16 protein-coding genes and 1 tRNA gene are annotated in these 19,341 nt (G+C 36.8%); 3 read left to right on the plus strand and 14 right to left on the minus strand.

The features are described from left to right. Positions 1–120: 120 nt before the first annotated feature. A complete protein-coding gene (locus tag ACFQ13_RS10635) occupies positions 121–537 on the minus strand; it encodes a DoxX family protein (RefSeq protein ID WP_386117121.1) in 417 nt (138 codons plus the stop codon). Further along, entirely contained in the window at positions 537–998 is a 462-nt protein-coding gene (locus ACFQ13_RS10640) for an META domain-containing protein (protein WP_386117124.1), read from the minus strand. Before ACFQ13_RS10640 ends, ACFQ13_RS10635 begins: the two co-directional genes overlap by 1 nt. Before the next feature lie 382 nt (positions 999–1,380). On the opposite strand from ACFQ13_RS10640, the gene ACFQ13_RS10645 reads away from it, so the two are divergent. Continuing rightward, positions 1,381–2,970 (plus strand): FMN-binding glutamate synthase family protein, encoded by a 1,590-nt coding sequence (locus ACFQ13_RS10645; protein WP_386117127.1) that lies wholly within the window; start codon positions 1,381–1,383, stop codon positions 2,968–2,970. 283 nt (positions 2,971–3,253) lie between these two features. Next, positions 3,254–5,395, plus strand: coding sequence for an FUSC family protein (locus tag ACFQ13_RS10650; protein WP_386117129.1), 2,142 nt, complete (start codon positions 3,254–3,256; stop codon positions 5,393–5,395). Positions 5,396–5,541: 146 nt separating this feature from the next. On the opposite strand, the gene ACFQ13_RS10655 is transcribed toward ACFQ13_RS10650, so the two are convergent. Together ACFQ13_RS10655 and ACFQ13_RS10660 are read right to left on the minus strand one after the other, a co-directional pair. After that, the gene (locus ACFQ13_RS10655; protein WP_386117131.1) at positions 5,542–6,072 is read right to left on the minus strand and encodes a hypothetical protein; all 531 of its coding nucleotides are present in this window, start codon (positions 6,070–6,072) and stop codon (positions 5,542–5,544) included. Between the two features lie 106 nt (positions 6,073–6,178). Then, the gene (locus ACFQ13_RS10660; protein ID WP_386117134.1) at positions 6,179–6,547 is read right to left on the minus strand and encodes a hypothetical protein; all 369 of its coding nucleotides are present in this window, start codon (positions 6,545–6,547) and stop codon (positions 6,179–6,181) included. A 385-nt stretch (positions 6,548–6,932) separates the two neighbouring features. On the opposite strand from ACFQ13_RS10660, the gene ACFQ13_RS10665 reads away from it, so the two are divergent. Beyond that, positions 6,933–7,814, plus strand: coding sequence for an SdiA-regulated domain-containing protein (locus ACFQ13_RS10665; RefSeq protein ID WP_386117137.1), 882 nt, complete (start codon positions 6,933–6,935; stop codon positions 7,812–7,814). 338 nt (positions 7,815–8,152) lie between these two features. Here ACFQ13_RS10665 and ACFQ13_RS10670 read toward each other — a convergent pair. From ACFQ13_RS10670 to mraY, 10 genes are all read right to left on the minus strand, one after another. Beyond that, positions 8,153–8,226 (minus strand) — tRNA-Arg (locus tag ACFQ13_RS10670). Positions 8,227–8,258: 32 nt separating this feature from the next. Next, on the minus strand, positions 8,259–8,708 hold the full coding sequence (locus ACFQ13_RS10675) for a GatB/YqeY domain-containing protein (protein WP_114310687.1): 450 nt from the start codon (positions 8,706–8,708) through the stop codon (positions 8,259–8,261). A 161-nt stretch (positions 8,709–8,869) separates the two neighbouring features. Further along, the gene (ftsZ, locus tag ACFQ13_RS10680; protein ID WP_386117140.1) at positions 8,870–10,828 is read right to left on the minus strand and encodes a cell division protein FtsZ; all 1,959 of its coding nucleotides are present in this window, start codon (positions 10,826–10,828) and stop codon (positions 8,870–8,872) included. A 110-nt stretch (positions 10,829–10,938) separates the two neighbouring features. Beyond that, complete coding sequence (gene ftsA / locus ACFQ13_RS10685) at positions 10,939–12,282, minus strand: cell division protein FtsA (RefSeq protein ID WP_114310689.1); 1,344 nt, start codon at positions 12,280–12,282, stop codon at positions 10,939–10,941. 3 nt (positions 12,283–12,285) lie between these two features. Continuing rightward, positions 12,286–13,008, minus strand: a complete 723-nt coding sequence (locus ACFQ13_RS10690; RefSeq protein WP_114310690.1) for a cell division protein FtsQ/DivIB — start codon at positions 13,006–13,008, stop codon at positions 12,286–12,288. Further along, a complete protein-coding gene (gene murC, locus ACFQ13_RS10695; protein WP_386117144.1) occupies positions 12,995–14,347 on the minus strand; it encodes a UDP-N-acetylmuramate--L-alanine ligase in 1,353 nt (450 codons plus the stop codon). Before murC ends, ACFQ13_RS10690 begins: the two co-directional genes overlap by 14 nt. Continuing rightward, entirely contained in the window at positions 14,347–15,450 is a 1,104-nt protein-coding gene (gene murG, locus ACFQ13_RS10700; RefSeq protein WP_386117147.1) for an undecaprenyldiphospho-muramoylpentapeptide beta-N-acetylglucosaminyltransferase, read from the minus strand. Before murG ends, murC begins: the two co-directional genes overlap by 1 nt. Positions 15,451–15,464: 14 nt before the next feature. Next, entirely contained in the window at positions 15,465–16,667 is a 1,203-nt protein-coding gene (locus ACFQ13_RS10705; RefSeq protein WP_114310693.1) for an FtsW/RodA/SpoVE family cell cycle protein, read from the minus strand. 81 nt (positions 16,668–16,748) lie between these two features. Further along, complete coding sequence (gene murD, locus ACFQ13_RS10710; RefSeq protein WP_386117150.1) at positions 16,749–18,080, minus strand: UDP-N-acetylmuramoyl-L-alanine--D-glutamate ligase; 1,332 nt, start codon at positions 18,078–18,080, stop codon at positions 16,749–16,751. Next, entirely contained in the window at positions 18,080–19,321 is a 1,242-nt protein-coding gene (mraY, locus tag ACFQ13_RS10715) for a phospho-N-acetylmuramoyl-pentapeptide-transferase (protein ID WP_114310695.1), read from the minus strand. The genes murD and mraY overlap by 1 nt, the downstream gene beginning before the upstream one ends. Between the last annotated feature and the right edge of the window lie 20 nt (positions 19,322–19,341).

The following is a 19,341-nucleotide window of genomic DNA, read 5'->3' on the forward strand; positions in this document are numbered from 1 at the left end:
GTGCACTTTAGCTACAATTTCCAAAGTACGTTTATCTTAACAAGATAGTAAAACGATTATGTTTTTCATAATCGAAGCGTCAAGAACCTCATTATTTCAGACTTAAAACATGTTTAAGTCTTAGGTATTACGCCCTATAAAGGCATCTATTGAAAACCGTCCTGGACCGGTTAAAAGTAAAGTTATATAGCCAATACCATATAAAAGTCCTTTCTCCATAACTCCAAATCCATCTCCAATATGAACTATAAAAACCGCAACGAGCATGGTAACAATTAATGGGATTAAAGCCCAACGTGTTGCCAAACCGAGCACTAACAATAGGCTACAAATTACTTCTGCAAAAACAGCCAAAACTAATGAAGGTAAAACTCCCACACCAAACGGATCTGCAAAACGCAATTCCTCACCACTAAACAAGGTATTCCACTTACCAATACCATGGCCAAAACACATACCTAATCCTAAAAACACTCTTAAGATTAAAAGTCCTATATCGGTTAAAAACCGATGTCTATTGCTACGAAGTGAATGCATTAATGACTAAGATTAAAAGTTGCTAATGGCGCTCTCTTCCCTACACTTAACGTTAACACGTTAGCGTTTAAGGTGTAATTTTGCGCTGTATTAAAAACGGCTAAAATTTGAGATTCATTTATTTTAGACTTTAAACACATCATCTCTGTCGTGGCCAATTCTGAAAATTGAATACGATATCCTTCTTCTATTGTATAACGTCCTGTAAAGGTATTACACCCCGCATTTCCGCTAATCCTATGCGTCTCCACATCTAGAGTAAAATAAATCTGCTGCCCCTCTTTAAGCTTACCTTCTACAGTCGCACCGTTTAAAGTTGATAAAACCCATTTGCTATTCTCTAGCGTTTGCTGTGTTTCATTCTTGCTTGTTACAGCAGATGCTGTAGGTGTTCCTTTAGAGCTGCTACAGCTTAAGCCCAAAACAAAAACTAAAGAAAACAGTATTGGTGTGATACGCATTATTGGTAAAAATTGATATTTACAAATATAGAGTTAGTTCAAAATCATTAAAGCAACCAAAGATTAAAGTATTGTTAAAACTAAGTTAGCAACAGTCCGTAATGTCGAAAAACTTCGTCTTTATAAGCCTCTTTTTACATGGACGTACTCATTCCCTTTTCAAAAGGGTCTATTGCTAATACCTTCAGCAAAGCTTTAAAGACGACTATGTCAATTTAACCCAATTGAAATAAAATTCCTTCAAAAGAAATCCGAGAAAGGACTACTCCTCTGAAAAGCAATAGATGGAAAAAAATATAATACAATTCATCACAAACTAGGTCACTTTAATTCATTTATTGAAAGGGTAATCTTATCTTCGCGCATTCTTAAAATTAGACTTATGAAAGTTCGCGAGTATTTTATTTTAATTTCAATTGTAACGACGTTATCGTTAGTCATTATAGCCCAATATTGGCCTCCAATACTATGGGCATTTTTGGTGGTAGCGCCTTTAATTATAATGGGAATCTTTGATATTTTTCAAAAATCCCATACCATACGACGAAACTTCCCTCTATTAGGACGTTTTAGATACATCTTAGAATCTATCCGACCTGAGATTATGCAGTATTTTGTAGAAACGGATACGGAAGGGCGTCCATTAAATAGAATTTTAAGATCCTTAATATACCGAAGAGCTAAAGGCGAAAATGACACGGAACCTTTTGGAACGCAAATGGACATTTACCACTCGGGTTACGAATGGTTAGAGCACTCCATGTATGCTAAAACCAATCCTAAAGACATTGGGGAATTTCCACGTTTAATTATTGGTGGAAAAGATTGTAAACAACCTTACTCTTCGAGTTTATTAAATATCTCTGCCATGAGTTTTGGTTCGTTAAGTAACAATGCCGTCCTAGCCTTAAACAAAGGCGCTAAAATGGGAAATTTTGCTCATAATACGGGTGAAGGGGCAATCAGTGATTACCACTTAGAACATGGTGGCGATTTAATATGGCAAATTGGAACGGGTTACTTTGGATGCCGACATGACGATGGGACGTTTAACGAAGTTACCTTTAGAGAAAATGCTTTGCGTCCTCAAGTAAAAATGATAGAGATTAAACTTTCTCAGGGGGCGAAACCTGGACATGGAGGAATTTTACCTGCCTCTAAAAACACCGAGGAAATTGCAAAAATAAGACACGTAAAACCGGGTATTGCGGTACACTCTCCACCTTCACACTCTGCATTCTCAGATCCTATACAATTTATGCATTTCATAAAAAAACTGAGAAGCCTTTCTGACGGTAAACCAGTTGGATTTAAACTCTGTTTAGGGAGAAAGCAAGAATTTATGGATTTTTGTGAAGCTATGATCTTTACAGGAATTCGTCCTGATTTTATTACTGTTGATGGTGGTGAAGGAGGAACAGGAGCCGCTCCTGTAGAATTCTCAAACTCTATGGGAATGCCATTAAGAGAAGGACTTATTTTTGTTCACGATACCTTGGTTGGTTTTGGACTTAGAAACGATATTAAAGTTATTGTGGCCGGAAAAATAATTACTGGTTTTCATATGGCGAGAGCCTTAGCTTTAGGCGCTGACGGTTGTAATAGTGCAAGAGCGATGATGCTGTCTATTGGTTGTATACAAGCCTTACAATGTAACACCAACACTTGTCCTGTTGGGGTGGCCACTCAAAATCCTTCCCTTGTAAAAGGTTTAGTGGTTGAAGATAAAGCACCACGTGCAAAACGTTACCATGAGGCTACAATTCATAGTTTCTTAGAGTTGGTTGCTGCAGCCGGACTTACAAGTCCAAAGGATTTACAGCGAGAACATATTAGTAAGCGTGTGGGACTTTACGATGTTAAAACCTATGCTGAAATTTATCCTAATATTGAGGAAGGTTGTTTATTAAATATTGATACCATTCCTGAAGAATATAAAAAATTCTTCCACCTCACACGTATTATGAAATAAAATACCAGATAGATTAGAACAATGCTTTCAGAAATGAAAGCATTTTTTTTATTTCTAGATCTAAAAAACGATGAGCTTTTGAAAGATGAAAACGCATTAATATTTCTCAAGTTGGTTTATTCTATTATCTTTATTACAACTGCAATTTAGCTTGCAACGAAAACCATTCAGTCATGATTAAACTCTTGAAATCATTTTAACACGCATCAAAACTCAATTTAAAGAATTATTAGACTTCTTTAAAAGCACCAATTTTTCTAAAGCTCTATTAGTAGGCATAGCCATGAGTACGCCTATAATTTTAGGTATTGCTTTTAACCAGTTTGAAATTGGACTTTCACTCTGCCTCGGCGCCATTTGGTGTTCTCCGAGTGATGTTAGTGGAAGTTTAAAACATAAACAAATTGGCATCTTGGCCTCTTCAGGACTTGTGGTAATCATTAGTTTTATTGGCGGTTACCTTAACATGACCAACTATTTGCTATTCCCTATTTTAGGACTACTTACCTTTTGTATTGCCTTTATTTCTATCTATGGTTTTAGAGCCTCCTTAATAAGTTTTTCTGGACTCTTGGCCTTAATCTTAAGTTTTGCTAATATCTCAAAAGGTTTAGAGGTTTATCAATTTGCATTGTTTGTCGGGTGTGGCGGCTTATGGTATCTCACCTTATCCACTTTATCTTACTACCTCAATCCTAAAGCGCAAACCGAAGAACTTTTGAGTAAAACCTTTTTACTCACGGCCGATTTTCTAGACACCAGACGTCAACTCATCGGAACACAACCCAACCGTGTGGCATTACAAAAGCAACTGATTAACCTACAGAGTGAGCTCATAGAACACCATGGCACCTTACGTGAAATACTCATCTTATCACGGAAAAATTCAGGAAAATCAAATTACAACAATAAACGTCTACTGGTTTTTATTCAATTGGTAGAAATCTTAGAAACGGCCATAGCCAATCCGGTAAATTATGAAAAAATGGATGCCCTTTTTGAAACGCATCCGGAACTTAAGGCCGACTTTCAACATTTAGTTTTAGAATTATCACAGCAATTAGGCGTCATTGCTAAAAATTATAGGGCGCAAAAGTTTCCTTCAAATAGCATCTTAAATGAACGTTTTAAAACCCTTGAACAAGACATTTTAAAATTCAAAAGTGAACCAAATCAAAAGGATTATGAACGTTATCTCATGCTTCAAAATCTATTAGATTACCAGTTGAAGCAAATTGAAAAAATTAAGAAGATAAAATGGCTATTGGGCAATCCGGAGTTAACCTCTAAAGATGCCTTAAGTAAAGAAAAGATGAATCGGTTTATTGTATCTCAAGATTATGATCCTCGGATTATTCTTAGAAACCTCAGCTTTAAATCTACAATTTTTAAGCATTCCTTACGCTTGGCCGTGGCGGTTATGCTGGGTTATGGCATTGGTTTAATGTTCGATTTCCCTAATCCGTATTGGATTATCTTAACCATTATTGTCATTATGCGTCCTAGCTATGGCCTTACTAAAACACGTTCTAAAGACCGTATTATTGGAACCCTGATTGGCGCCGCCATAGCAAGTGTTCTTGTTTTTTTAATCAAAGACCCTTACCTCTTTGGTAGCCTGGCCATCATCGCATTGGTGATCGCCTTTTCTATGGTTCAGAAAAATTATAAAGCCTCAGCAACTTTTATAACGCTAAGTGTTATTTTTATTTACGCCATCTTACAACCCGATGTTATTCAGGTTATTCAATTTAGAGTTATAGATACCGTAATTGGGGCTGCAATATCTTTTATAACGATGCGCTGGTTATGGCCGGCTTGGTCCTTTATGGAAATTGGTACGCCTATTACCGAAGCCATTAAAGCCAATAGCGCATTCTTTAAATCCATAAGTACTTTTTATATCAATAAAGGCGCTGTACCCACCAGTTTAAAGGTAAACCGAAAGGACGCTTTTGTACAGATGTCTAATCTGAGTTCGGCCTTTCAACGGATGGCACAAGAGCCACAATCGAAACAAACACATATTGACGAGATTTATGAGCTCGTAGTTATGAATCATAGTTTTTTATCCTCACTATCGTCTATCAATACCTTTATACAACATCATAACACAACGGCTGCTTCAGATCAGTTTATAGCTATTTCTGAACAAATTTTAAGTCATATTGATAAGGCTTATGAGCACTTAAAACAAATTGATTTTGAAACCTTCAATTCTACAAGTTCTAAATCCAACTTTAAGAGTGCGCCATTAGATTTTTCTGCAGATCAACTGACCTACAATAGTATTATGGCCTCTAATAACCAGCACATCCACAGGGAAGCGCATTTGGTATGGGAACAACTGTATTGGTTATACGGTTTAAGTGAGAAAATGCTACGATTAGCGTCTAAATATACCTTAGAACCACAAGACGCTTAAACATTAGAAATAAAACCACCATGCTATAAATGAAAAAAGATGAAAGTTTCCTTTCATCTTTTTCTTGTGCATGAGATGACTCTAATTAATCTTAGCCGCTTCTCTTAAGATATTCTCCGTTAACGGTTTTTTAGAACAAATGGTATTTAAGACAAGTTCAAAGCCTCCTTATAATGTTCCGAACGACTTAGTAAAATTGTTTCTAGAAGTCTTGTAACATCTGCTTGCCATTTTCTAGCCATATCTAGCTCTCCGCTTAACCCTGTTTCCGTAAGGCTATTAAAGAACTCTAAATCTATTCGTGGTTGACCAGCACTTGGAGAAAAGGTTAGTAATACCTTGTCTATAACCTCGTTTGTTTTGGCCCCGTCTTTAACACGTCTTGTGGCTTTATTAACGTCGCAAACTTCAATGGTTTTTAAGTCTACAGATTGTGATTGTACCACACCATTAATCGTTTTGTGAAAGAATAATATATTTGTTTTAATATCTAAACCAATCGCAAAGTTGCTTTGTGCATCGACACGTGTTAAGGTACAATTCTGTTTTGTCGCCTCGGCTTTTAAAGCTTTTTTTAATTGGCGTTGTTTTTTATTACTACCGTATATGAAAAGTACAAACGGTAAAATGATGATAGCAATAACTATTGCATCGATTATAAATAATCCTGATCCCATAATTTTTGAATTTTAAAAGGGTAATTTTTAAGTTGTATGTATTAGTATGTAGGAGGTGTAAAACCTCGATAAGAAGTGTCTAGTTTAACTATAGACAGACCAATACTTACCAAAAGGTATGAAAAGGATACAGTGTTTTTTTTACGCGTAGAATTTTAAAACCGTGCCAACCTGATTTAAGGTATTGTGCAAACTGCACTTTAAAAACTTGCAGACTGCGATGGCTAACACCATAGATCTTAACCAGCTTTTTATTAGGCGGACCAGGTTCTTCACTTAAAAGGTTTAAGACTCTATAGTCTGATGTAGGCGCATCGAAAAATGCGTTTGGAACTATAGAAACCTGAGAGATTTCATCTTCAGACTGTGAACTTAAACTTTGTTTAAAAACATCATTATGGTCACTGGGAAATTGGTGTGCATTGGCAAGGGTACCAAGCAGAACACAAATCCATATGATAAACGTTTTAAACATGTTATAATTTAAATGCAGCTACAAAGGAAAAGCATATTTTTGAATTATTTGATAAATTGCTGTTAATTAATTACCGAACGTATTTCAACTTTATTAAGTTTATAGCAGTCGCCTTGGCTTCTACGACGTTAAATTTATATTAAAAGCGCATTTGGCCATACTAAATACGGCAACATTTAGTTTTTTTCATTGAACGAGCTTAGCTATGGAACAGACCTTAATTCGACTGAAATTTTAGGGATTGAGTTAATCCTTTTTTAAATGCATTAAGCCATTTATTTTAAGACCCTTATCTTGTTGTTGTCTATGCTGTTAGTACTAGCGGCTTGCAGACCTTTAAAATTAATTAGTAGGAAGCAAAGCACTTTTGAATGAATCACGTTTTATGAACATAAATAAATCGCATATCCCACTTATCGTTACAACCCTTTTTGGCATCATATTATTGGCCTTGCAAAAACCGGTAACCGATTCTCTGGTTAAAAAGAGTGATAAGCTTGATGCCCGATATTCCAAAATATACAACATTAAAAGCACGCATTTTTTACCTGAAATTTTAAATGAGATCAGTGGCTTTACTTGGTTAAGTGAAAATGTATTCGCATGCATACAAGATGAAGATGGCTTTATTTATATTTATGATGTTGCTAAGAAAGACATGATTTCTACCATTAAATTTGGTACTTCAGGAGATTATGAAGGCTTAGCAATTAACAACAAGGATGCCTATGTGATGCGAAGCGATGGCACTATATACGGCGTGGAAAATTTTAGAAGCGATAGCCTCCATGTTACAAAATACAAAACGCTCTTCTCTGGAGATCATAATATTGAAAGCTTAACCTATGATAAGGATAACGACCGTTTATTAATAGCGCCAAAGGATGAAGGACTTTACAACGACAACGAAAAATCGATTTATCAGATTCCATTGCAGACCTTAGTTATGGATAGTCTCCCAACGATTAAAATTGATTTAAATGCGGCTATATTTAAACCTTATAAGCATAAAAAAATTCACAAGACCTTCAACCCTTCTGATATTGCCGTCCATCCTATAACCAAAGAGATTTATGTCTTAGAAGGAAAAGATCCGAAGCTTTTAATTTTGAATTCGGAAGGAAAACTATTGCACTTACATCCCTTAGATGAACGTAAGTTTGGACAACCTGAAGGGATTACTTTTAGTCCTGAAGGACGTTTATTTATATCTAATGAAGCTACAAAAAGTGGAAGTGCTACTATTCTAGAAGTGGAATTAAAATAGTTTCTGTCAAGCTTGGCCGCAATTAAACCAAAAAGATGCGTAGGGGTATCATGCCTCTCTATTCGCTCCGCTTTGAAAATAGTTGCAACAAAAAAACGCTCAAGCAAGCTTGGCCATAATCTAACCAAAACGAAGCGAAGGGATTGCGATGCATCCCTATTCGCTCCGCTTTGAAAATAGTTGCAACAAAAAAAACGCTCAAGCAAGCTTGGCCATAATCTAACCAAAACGAAGCGAAGGGATTGCGATGCATCCCTATTCGCTCCGCTTTGAAAATAGTTGCAACAAAAAAACGCTCAAGCAAGCTTGGCGTTTTTTCTTATGAAACTATTTATTCGTGACCGCGAAGGGATTCGAACCCCCAACCCTCAGAGCCGAAATCTGATATTCTATCCAGTTGAACTACGCAGCCCTAATTCCTATTTAAAACAGGAATTAATTTATTTAAGACAGTTTTGCCTTTACAATATTTGAAATGGTTTTTCCATCCGCTTTACCAGCCAATTCTTTACTTACCATTCCCATTACTTTTCCCATATCTTTCATACCCTCAGCACCTGTAGACGCAATAGTCTTCATAACCACAACAGTAATTTCTTCCTCGGTTAATTGCTTTGGTAAAAACTTTGCAATTACTTCAGCCTGTGCCAATTCTGGTTCTGCTAAATCTTTACGATCTTGCTCTAAAAATATAGCAGCGCTATCTTTACGTTGCTTGACCATTTTAGATAAAATTTTAATCTCTTCTTCTTCAGAGATCTCTTCTTTAGAACCTGTAGCGGTTTGTGCAAGTAATATTTCTGACTTTACAGCTCTTAATGCAGCTAAAGCTGTTTGATCCTTTTCTTTCATCGCTGCTTTCATAGCAGTCATTACATCAACTTGTAAACTCATAGTGTTGTTCTTTTATTAAGAAGCGCAAAGATACTAAAACTTTCGTTTTTGCGACTACAGTTGGCCTTTAATAAATGGCTATTTCTAATAAAAAAAGCCTCAAAAAAAATATTTTTTGAGGCTTTAGTATAAGCTGTTAATAACTTTGAATAATCTCGAGATTAGTCTACATTATCATGTAAAAAAGAATTATTACTTCTTAATTGAATATCGTCATTATCATCAGTTCCGACAGACATTCTAGAGCTCGTATTTTCAGAAGAATGCTGTGCATCTTCTAAATTCACTCCTTGACGTTTGTAAGCCGGTACCTTTTCAATTTCGTTGATCTTAGCATTGTTGAACTTATAGTTGAAATCTTTCATTTTTCTTCTACGTTCATCGGCTCTAGAAATTAACAAATCTGAAATAGGACTATTCATTGGGTCAATCTCTTCTTCAGGCGCTGTATTAGGCTCTGGAGCGGCAATCGTTTTCTTTTCAAAAGTAATCTCTTCCTTGACCTCCTTTTTCTCTGTCTTAGTGTTAACTGGAGACTGCACCGTATCAAAATCATTTAAGCTGTAGCGCTTTTCACCTTGCTCATTAACTTTGGCTGTAGATCTAATTTCTACAGGCTCATTAACGTCTATATCATTTACCTCTTCATCTAAACTAAAGAAGGTTTTATTCTCTTGCTTTGGTGGCTGCTGGTCTTCAACAGGTTTTGGTGTTGAATTAGACAGGGGCAAATCGAAAGTTAGGGTAATCTGCTCTTCTGGTTCAGACTCTACAGGCTTTGTTTTATGCTCTACTGGTGTAATGATAAATTCTTCTGGCTCAACCGGAGTTTGTGGTTCTGGTTTAGAGTCTAAGACTTCTTCATAGACAATATTCATGCTTTTTAAGAAATCTGTGGTCTTAATAAGATCAGCTTCATGACCTGTTTCGTCCTCAGTTTCATTTGAAGGCTCTTCTAGATTTTCTTCATCTAGTAACGTATGACGAACAACAGGCGCCTCTTTCTTTTCTTCTAATACGATATCTGGAGTGATGATAGCAGGCGTTTTTTCTTGCGTGCTAATTCCTGGCTCTTGAGTTTCCTCTAAAGCGTGTATCACTTTCTTAGTTTCTGTATTAGAGATTTCGTTCTGTTGATCTATATTAAAACCCGTAGCAATGATGGTTACAGAAATAGATTCTTGTAATTCTTCATCTTCACCAACACCCATAATGATATCTGCACCATGTCCAGCTTCATTTTGAATATGATCATTAATCTCACCTATTTCATCAATAGTAATTTCCTGAGAACCAGAAACGATCAGCAACAATACGTTTTTAGCTCCTGTAATTTTATTATCGTTAAGTAACGGCGAATCTAAAGCATTCATAATTGCTTCTTGTGCTCGCGTTTGCCCTGATGCCGTTGCCGACCCCATAATGGCAGTACCACTATTACTCAATACCGTTTTAGCATCACGTAAATCAATATTTTGTAAATAGTGATGCGTAATAACTTCAGCAATACCACGAGATGCGGTTGCTAAAACTTCATCGGCTTTAGAGAACCCAGCTTTAAAACCGAGGTTTCCATAAACTTCACGAAGTTTATTATTGTTAATAACGACTAAAGAGTCTACATGTTGACGTAATTTTTCAATACCACGTTGCGCTTGTTCATTACGCATTTTACCTTCAAACTGAAAAGGCATGGTGACAATCCCAACCGTAAGAATATCTAATTCCTTAGACATCTTAGCAATAACAGGAGCTGCACCCGTACCTGTACCACCACCCATTCCGGCAGTAATAAATATCATTTTAGTGTTGGTATCTAACATTCTACGAATGTCCTCTGAACTTTCAACAGCGGCTTGTTCTCCAACTTCAGGATTGGCACCAGCGCCTAATCCTTCCGTTAAATTAACGCCAAGTTGTATTTTATTGGGAACACCACTATTCTGTAGGGCTTGAGAATCTGTATTACAGATTACAAAATCTACCCCTTTGATCCCTTGTTGAAACATGTGGTTGATAGCGTTGCTACCACCTCCTCCGACACCTATGACCTTAATGACATTTGATTGGTGTTTTGGCAAATCAAATGAAATATTTCCAAATTCGTTGCTGTTACTCATAATTATTATGGGTTTACTATTTATTCTATTCTTTTTCAATTGGGGCAATTTTTCAACTGCCCTACTCTTCTCTTATCTCTCTTAAGGCAATTTAGAATTACCCTATTGTACTACTCTGTTTTATCTAAAAAATCTTTAACGCGTTCCGTTAATTTATCTAAAAATGAACGGCGTTCTTTTACGGGCTCGACTTCCACCTCTTCTTCTGGCATCGGTTCTACAAGCTCTGGCTCTGCAACAACTTCTTCTTCTACCACAACCTCTTCTTCAATAGCTTCGGCTTTTTTACGCTCTTGACGTTTTAAGCCATCCATAACTAAACCTACAGCGGTTGCAAATAACGGACTCGCAATGTCTTCATCACTACCACCAGCTAAATGCTCATTAGGATAACCGATACGTGTATCCATCCCTGTGATGTATTCTACTAATTGCTTTAAATGCTTTAGTTGTGCTCCACCACCGGTTAAGACAATCCCTCCAATCAGTTTTTTCTTCTGCTCTTCGTGACCGTAATTTTTTATTTCTACATACACCTGTTCTATAATCTCTACCACTCTGGCATGAATAATTTTAGACAAGTTTTTTAATGTTATTTCTTTTGGCTCACGTCCTCTTAACCCTGGAATGGAAACAATTTCGTTATCCTTATTTTCTCCTGGCCATGCAGACCCAAACTTCACTTTTAAAAGCTCTGCTTGCTTTTCTATAATAGAACAGCCTTCTTTTATATCTTCAGTAATGACGTTTCCTCCAAATGGAATCACTGCTGTATGACGAATAATACCGTCTTTAAACACGGCCAAATCAGTCGTTCCACCTCCAATATCAATTAAAGCTACTCCGGCTTCTTTTTCTTCTCTACTTAACACCGCATTAGCAGATGCTAAAGGTTCTAGTGTGATGCCCTCTAAATTTAAGCCCGCACTTTTTATACAACGGCCTACGTTTCTTATGGAAGAGACTTGGCCTACAACCACATGAAAATTCGCTTCTAAACGACCACCATACATCCCGATAGGTTCTGTAATTTCAGCTTGACCATCAATTTTATACTCTTGTGGCAAAACATGAATAATTTCTTCCCCAGGAAGCATTACCAATTTATGCACTTGATTAATTAACCGATCTATATCCTCTTCATCAATTACCACATCAGAATTCGGTCTGGTAATATAATCACTGTGTTGTAAACTACGGATATGCTGACCAGCAATGCCCACAGTAACATCTTCAATTTTTTCAGAGGCTGCTGCTTCTGCTTCTTGAACGGCTTGCTGTATAGACTGAATGGTTTGGGTGATGTTATTAACAACACCACGATGCACACCCATACTTTTAGCCCTACCTAAACCTAGAATCTCAACTTTATCGTACTCGTTTTTGCGACCAATCATGGCCACAATTTTTGTGGTTCCTATATCTAAACCTACTGAAATATTATGTTTGTCCATAGCTTACTTTTTGGTGCAAATAACTTGTTTATCAAATTTTAAATTCACGACATCATAGTGGTCTAAAATTTGGTCTTTAAACGCCTTCTGATAAAACGCTTTAAAATTGTTAATCTTTTTCTCGAGATTTTTTAAAGTTCCTAAATGAACTTTAAAATTACTTTTCCGAATTTTAAAATCGATAGTGTCATCCTCATTTTGATGGATTTCAATAACGTGTTTTTTTAAGAAATCATCTTCGTCTGCAAATTTCGCAAATTGATAGACAGTTTCAAGCTTATTTTTCTTAATATTTCCGGTAACAAGTGGAACTCTTGCTGCATAGTTAACAGACAAAGGCATAAAGCCACCTTCATCATCGATATAATATGAGGCATTGGTATGAACTCTTGCTATAGGTTTTTTTTGTTCTACTTCCGCTGTAAGCCCGCCGTTTACTGACATAAACACTTCGGCCTGCTTTATCATTGGATTAGAATTTAGGGCAGTCTCTAAGGCATTCAAATCTATAACTTCTTTAGGCAGCTCTGCAACCGGTTCTTCATTAAGTATTAACAATTTACTAACATTTACTTCGGTGATAAACATCCTGTTAGCTCCCAAAAATGTGATTTTTGGATCCCCAACTTTACGCACCTTGTTCCTTTGGTTAGAAAAAGCAAATAAAAAGCTCACCAACACAAGTAACCCAATGACTTTTATGTAATTAAAATTAATTTTTGACATCGAAAGCTTCTTTTATACGTTTCACTTCTTGTCCTATATCTCCAGCACCAATAGTTAACACCACTTGGGCCTTAGATTTCTCAATTTCTTTAATAAGCGCTGCCTTTTCCACTAAAGCTTTACGCGGGTTTTCTATCTTATCTAAAAGCCACTGCGAGGTCACCCCTTCTATAGGCAATTCTCTTGCCGGATAGATGTCCAAGAGTAACAGTTCATCAAACTTAGAAAGGCTTTCTGCAAACGCATCGGCAAAATCTTTAGTTCTACTGAATAAATGCGGTTGAAAAATGGCTAATACCTTTTGATCAGGATACATTTCTCTTACCGCCTGATGCACGGCTTTAATTTCTTCAGGGTGATGAGCGTAATCGTCAATAAACACAAAATCTTCTGTCTTTATTTGATAGGTAAATCGACGCTTCACACCTTTATAAGACGCTAAACCTTTTTTTAAGTCGTCATAACCACATCCGTATTCTGCCGCCATCGCAATAGCAATAAGCGCATTAGATAAATTATGACGTCCTGGTAATTGAAACCTAAAATCCTGTTCTATACCTTTAGGTGTCTTAATATCGAAGACGTAACTTCCGTTTTCTATCGTAACATTTTGCGCGCTATAATCCGCTTCTTCTTCAACCCCATAGGTAATACCGTCTAATGGTAAACCTTGTTTTACAAACAATTTCCCGCCCGGCTTAAGACATTCTGAAAAGGCCTTAAAACTTTCAACCAAAGCTTCCGCACTTCCATAGATATCCAAATGATCGGCATCCATAGAGGTAATGCTAGCCAAGTTTGGCGATAAGGCTAAAAAGGAACGATCAAATTCATCCGCCTCAACGACGGTAACTTCAGTACCATTCAAGATTAAGTTAGAGTCGTAATTTTCACTTATACCACCTAGAAAAGCCGTTACAGGACTATCACAAACGTTTAAGAGATGCCCTAAAATACTCGTCGTAGTGGTTTTACCATGCGTTCCGGCTACAGCCAAACAAAAGGTTTGTTTTGTAATGACCCCTAAAATAGCAGAGCGCTTAAGAATGTTGAAATTGTTGGCTTTAAAATATTCTAATTCCGAATGGCCTTTAGGAATTGCCGGTGTATATACCACTAAAGTTGATTCAGCTTCTAAAAATGAGGTTTCAATTTCTGAAACATCATCATTAAAATGAATCACAGCTCCTAAATCTTGAAGCGCACTGGTAATCTCTGTCGGGGTTTTATCGTAACCGCCAACATGCTTACCATGGGCCACAAAATAGCGTGCAATGGCGCTCATACCGATGCCACCGATGCCAATAAAATAGACGCTATTTATACTTTCGAAATTCATTATTTATGCAACATTTTTTCAACCTCATCTACAATATCTCGTGTGGCGTTGACCAAGGCTAAAGCTTCAATATTTTTACTTAATTCTTCTCGTTTAGTTTTATCTGTGATTAGTGCTGAAAATTCTTTCTGAAAATCAGCTTCTAAATCCTTTTCTCGTATTAATATAGCCGCCTCTTTATCTGCAATAGATTTGGCATTTTTAGTTTGATGATCTTCCGCAACATTAGGCGACGGAATAAAAACCACCGGTTTTCCTACAATACACAATTCTGAAACCGATATAGCTCCTGCTCTTGAGATTATAATATCTGAAGCAGCATAAGCCAAATCCATTTGATTTAGAAAAGCATGCACCTGAACATTCTTGTGCGTATCGTATTTGCTATACTGCTCATAGTATAATTTACCACATTGCCAGATCACTTGGATGTTTTGAGCTTCAAAAAAATCAATATTCGCTTCTATAAGCTGATTAATTCGTCTTGCCCCTAAACTTCCTCCGAGCACCAATAACGTTTGTTGCTCTTTATTCAATTTGAAAGCCATTTGACCTTCAGCACGTTTATCTTTTACTTGCAACAAATCCTTACGAATAGGATTTCCTGTAAGCTTAATTTTCGCTTTTGGAAAAAAGCGTTCTAAACCATCATAAGCAACACAGATCGTATTTACTTTTTTAGACAACAACTTATTTGTGATGCCTGGAAACGAATTTTGCTCTTGAATTAAACTCGGGATCCCATTAGAGGTTGCCACTTGTAATAGAGGTCCACTAGCAAAACCACCGGTACCCACAACAGCATCGGGCTTAAAGCTTTTTATAATTTTACGAGATCGCCATAAGCTGCTCATCAATTTAAACGGAAAAGCTAAATTCTTCAGGGTTAACTTACGCTGAATTCCAGAAATCCACAAGCCTTCAATTTTATATCCTGCTTGAGGCACCTTATCCATTTCCATACGATCTGAAGCCCCAACAAAAAGGAATTCGGCATCAGGGTAACGCAACTTTAATTCATCTGCAATAGCCACTGCAGGATAAATATGCCCTCCTGTACCTCCTCCTGAAAGGATAAATTTGTATGTTTTAGTTTGCTTCAATCTCTACTTATTTTTTAAATCGTTTCGCTTAAAATAGATAGCGGATTATCGTCTGCTATTTCCTGTTCTTGCTCTCTTTCTTTTAGCACTTCGCGCTTAGCGCTAACACTTAGTATAATTCCGATGGATAAACAGGTCATCCAAATGGATGTTCCACCGCTACTAATTAAGGGTAAAGTCTGACCCGTTACCGGAAACAACTCTACCGCAACACCCATATTTAATAAGGCTTGAAATACGATAGGCAATCCCACAGCCAAGACCAATAATTTACCGAAGATGGTATCCGATTTATGGCTTACCACAATAATTCTAAACAACAACCACATGTATAAAACCAAAAGAAAAACACCACCATATAAGCCATACTCTTCAATAATAATGGCAAAAATAAAATCTGAAGACGACTGTGGTAAGAAGTTCTTCTGAATACTTTTCCCTGGTCCTAAAGGTGTAATCCCTGTCGCAATAGCAATTTTGGCTTTCTCTATTTGGTAATCTGCTTCAGTATCTTCTCCATTTGAAAAATTTTCTACACGACTAATCCAAGTGTCCACACGGTTAGGCATGGCCCCTGGAAATGCTTTAGCCACTAAGATAAATATGGTTAAGGCCACAAGACCACTCAGCACCATTAAAGATAAATACTTAATAGGATACCCTCCTATAAACGACAGCATCATAATCATCGTAAATACGATTGCTGTGGTAGAGAAGTTCGCCGGAAGGATTAACATTAAGATTAAAAAAACGGGAGCCCAAAGCGGCAAAATAGTTTCTTTAAACTGAATCTCTTTATCCTTTATTTTAGACAGGTAACGTGCTACATACACCATTAAAACTACGGCCGCTAAAGTTGAAGTCTGAAAAGACATACCTACAATAGGAATTTGTATCCAACGACTGGCATTAGCACCTTCTATTGTAGTGCCTTGCAACATGGTTACCAATAAGAGCACAAACACAATAGGCACCATAATAATAGATAATCCTCTAAAGTATTTATACGGTACTTTGTGCACACCAAACATAATAACAAAGCCTAAAAACAAGTGCATAAAGTGTTTTATAAAAAACGAAAACGTACTAGAGTTCCCGCCATGGTAGGCCAAATTACTTGCAGCACTATAAACAGGCAAAAACGAGAATATAGCCAACAACGTGACTATAGCCCAAATGGCGCGATCTCCTTTTATTTGTTTAAATAGGTTTTGCATGCTTTTTTAATCTGTCCTGTAACTGCAGGTTATTCTCTATATTTTTAAGGTTTACTTATCGTTCGGTATCCAACCAATGAATTATAAATTTCTTACTGCTTTTTTAAACTGACGACCACGGTCTTCATAGCTCTCAAACAAATCGAAACTTGCACAAGCTGGTGACAATAACACATTATCTCCTGCGCTTGCCAATTTGTAAGCTAACTTAACGGCTTCCGTCATGGATTGCGTTTCAACAACCTGATCAACCATGTTACTAAAGGTCTTAACCAACTTGGCATTATCAGCACCAAGACAGATAATCGCTTTTACTTTTTCGTTAATAAACGGAAACAACTCTCTATACTCATTCCCTTTATCTACACCTCCAACAATCCAAACCGTTGGTGCAGCCATGCTTTCTAATGCAAAATAAGTGGCATTAACATTAGTGGCTTTAGAATCGTTTATATACTGAACTTTATTAATTTTTAAGACACTTTCTAAACGGTGCTCTACCCCTTGAAAGTTCTCCAGACTATCACGGATGGTCTGTTTTCTTATCTTCAGTAAATGCGCAACAGTAGAAGCTGCCATCGCATTCTTCACGTTGTGTTTCCCTTCTAATGCTAAATTATTTGCTGGCATAATGATTTGGTTATTATCTATTGTTATTATTATCTCGTTTTGGCGTAAATACGCCCCCTGCTCCATCACTCTTGTTAAGGAAAAGGGTAATTTTTTAGATTGAATTTGATGCGTTTTTAAATACTCAGCGATGACCTCATCATCGGCATCATAAATAAAGTAATCGGCTTCGGTTTGATTTTCTACTACTCTAAATTTTGAAGCGATATAATTTTCAAATTTATAATCGTAGCGATCTAAATGATCGGGAGATATATTGGTTAAAACCGCAATCTTTGGTTTAAAACCTTTTATATCATCTAACTGAAAACTACTCACTTCTAAAACGTAGTTGTTATGATCTTCTTCAAGAACTTGCTTCGCAAAACTATCGCCAATATTCCCCGCTAAGCCTACATCTAATTCTTGTTTTAGAATATGATGCGTAAGACTAGCTGTGGTGGTCTTGCCGTTACTTCCTGTTATAGCCACCAAAGTAGCTGTTGTAAACATTGAAGCGAATTCAATTTCAGAAACCACTTGTATTCCTGCAGCGCGAATTTGTTTTACCAAAGCCACACGTTCTGGAATCCCAGGACTCTTCATAACGAGGTCTGCATTTAGAATTTTTGATTCTGTATGCTGTTCGTCTTCAAACTCAATCTCATTATTTAAAAGAACGTCTTTATATTTTTTTTTAATCTCTCCTTTATCAGAAACAAAAACACGGTATCCCTTCGCTTTTCCTAAAAGCGCTGTTCCCACACCACTTTCACCTCCACCAAGAATGACGAGCCTTTTCATTATCTAATTTTCAAGGTTACCATGGTTATAATTGCAAGCAAAATACCTACAATCCAAAACCGTGTTACAATCTTACTTTCATGGTAACCCGATTTTTGATAATGGTGGTGCAATGGCGACATTTTAAAAATACGTCGGCCTTCACCATATTTCTTTCGTGTGTATTTAAAGTAACTCACTTGTAATACCACTGATAAATTCTCGGCTAAGAAAATTCCGCACAACACAGGGATTAACCACTCTTTACGAATCGCAATAGCAATAACAGCTATAATTCCGCCGATTGTTAAACTTCCTGTATCTCCCATAAACACTTGAGCCGGATAGGTATTGTACCATAAAAATCCAATTAAGGCTCCTACAAAGGCCGCGATGTAAATAGTAATTTCTTCTGCTCTTGGGATGTACATTATATCGAGGTAGTCTGAAAACACAATATTACTAGACACCCAAGCAAAAATCCCTAAGGTGAGTACAATTATTGCAGAGGTTCCGGCGGCGAGTCCATCAATACCATCCGTAAGATTTGCACCGTTAGACACTGCTGTAATAATAAAAATACTAACCAAAATAAAAACAACCCATGCATACTTCTCTAAGCTTGGACTGATCCACGTAATTAAATCTGAATAATCAAATTCATTATCCTTTAAAAACGGAATCGTAGTCTTGGTTGACTTTTCTTCTGGCTTAAACAACTTAGCCCCTTGTACCCCAGGATTGGCTGCTCTTAACTCATTTTGTTGTTGTATTGGTAGCTTTTCTTTAATGGTAACATCATTATTAAAGAATAAAGTGGCCCCAACAATAATCCCTAGTCCCACTTGACCAAGAACTTTAAATTTTCCTTTTAGACCTTCTTTATCATTTTTAAACTTCTTAATATAATCATCAAGAAAACCGATTGCTCCCATCCATAGGGTGGTTACAATTAACAGAATGATGTAAATATTTTCGAGCTTAGCCAACAAAAACACCGGTATCAATGTCGCGAGGATAATAATTACGCCTCCCATTGTTGGAGTTCCCGCTTTTTCTACCTGCCCTTCTAAACCAAGATCACGAATGGTTTCTCCCACCTGCTGTCTTTGTAAAAAGCCAATAATACGCTTCCCGTATATCGTAGAAATTAACAACGACAAAATCATAGCCACCGCTGCTCTAAAGGTTATAAACCCAAAAAGTGACGCTCCTGGCAATTGAAACTGTTGCTCTAAATATTCAAATAAGTAATACAGCATTCTTAGTGGTTATTTTCGTT

The organism is Winogradskyella rapida (genome assembly GCF_042675845.1).
GTDB classification, from domain to species: Bacteria; Bacteroidota; Bacteroidia; order Flavobacteriales; family Flavobacteriaceae; genus Winogradskyella; species Winogradskyella rapida.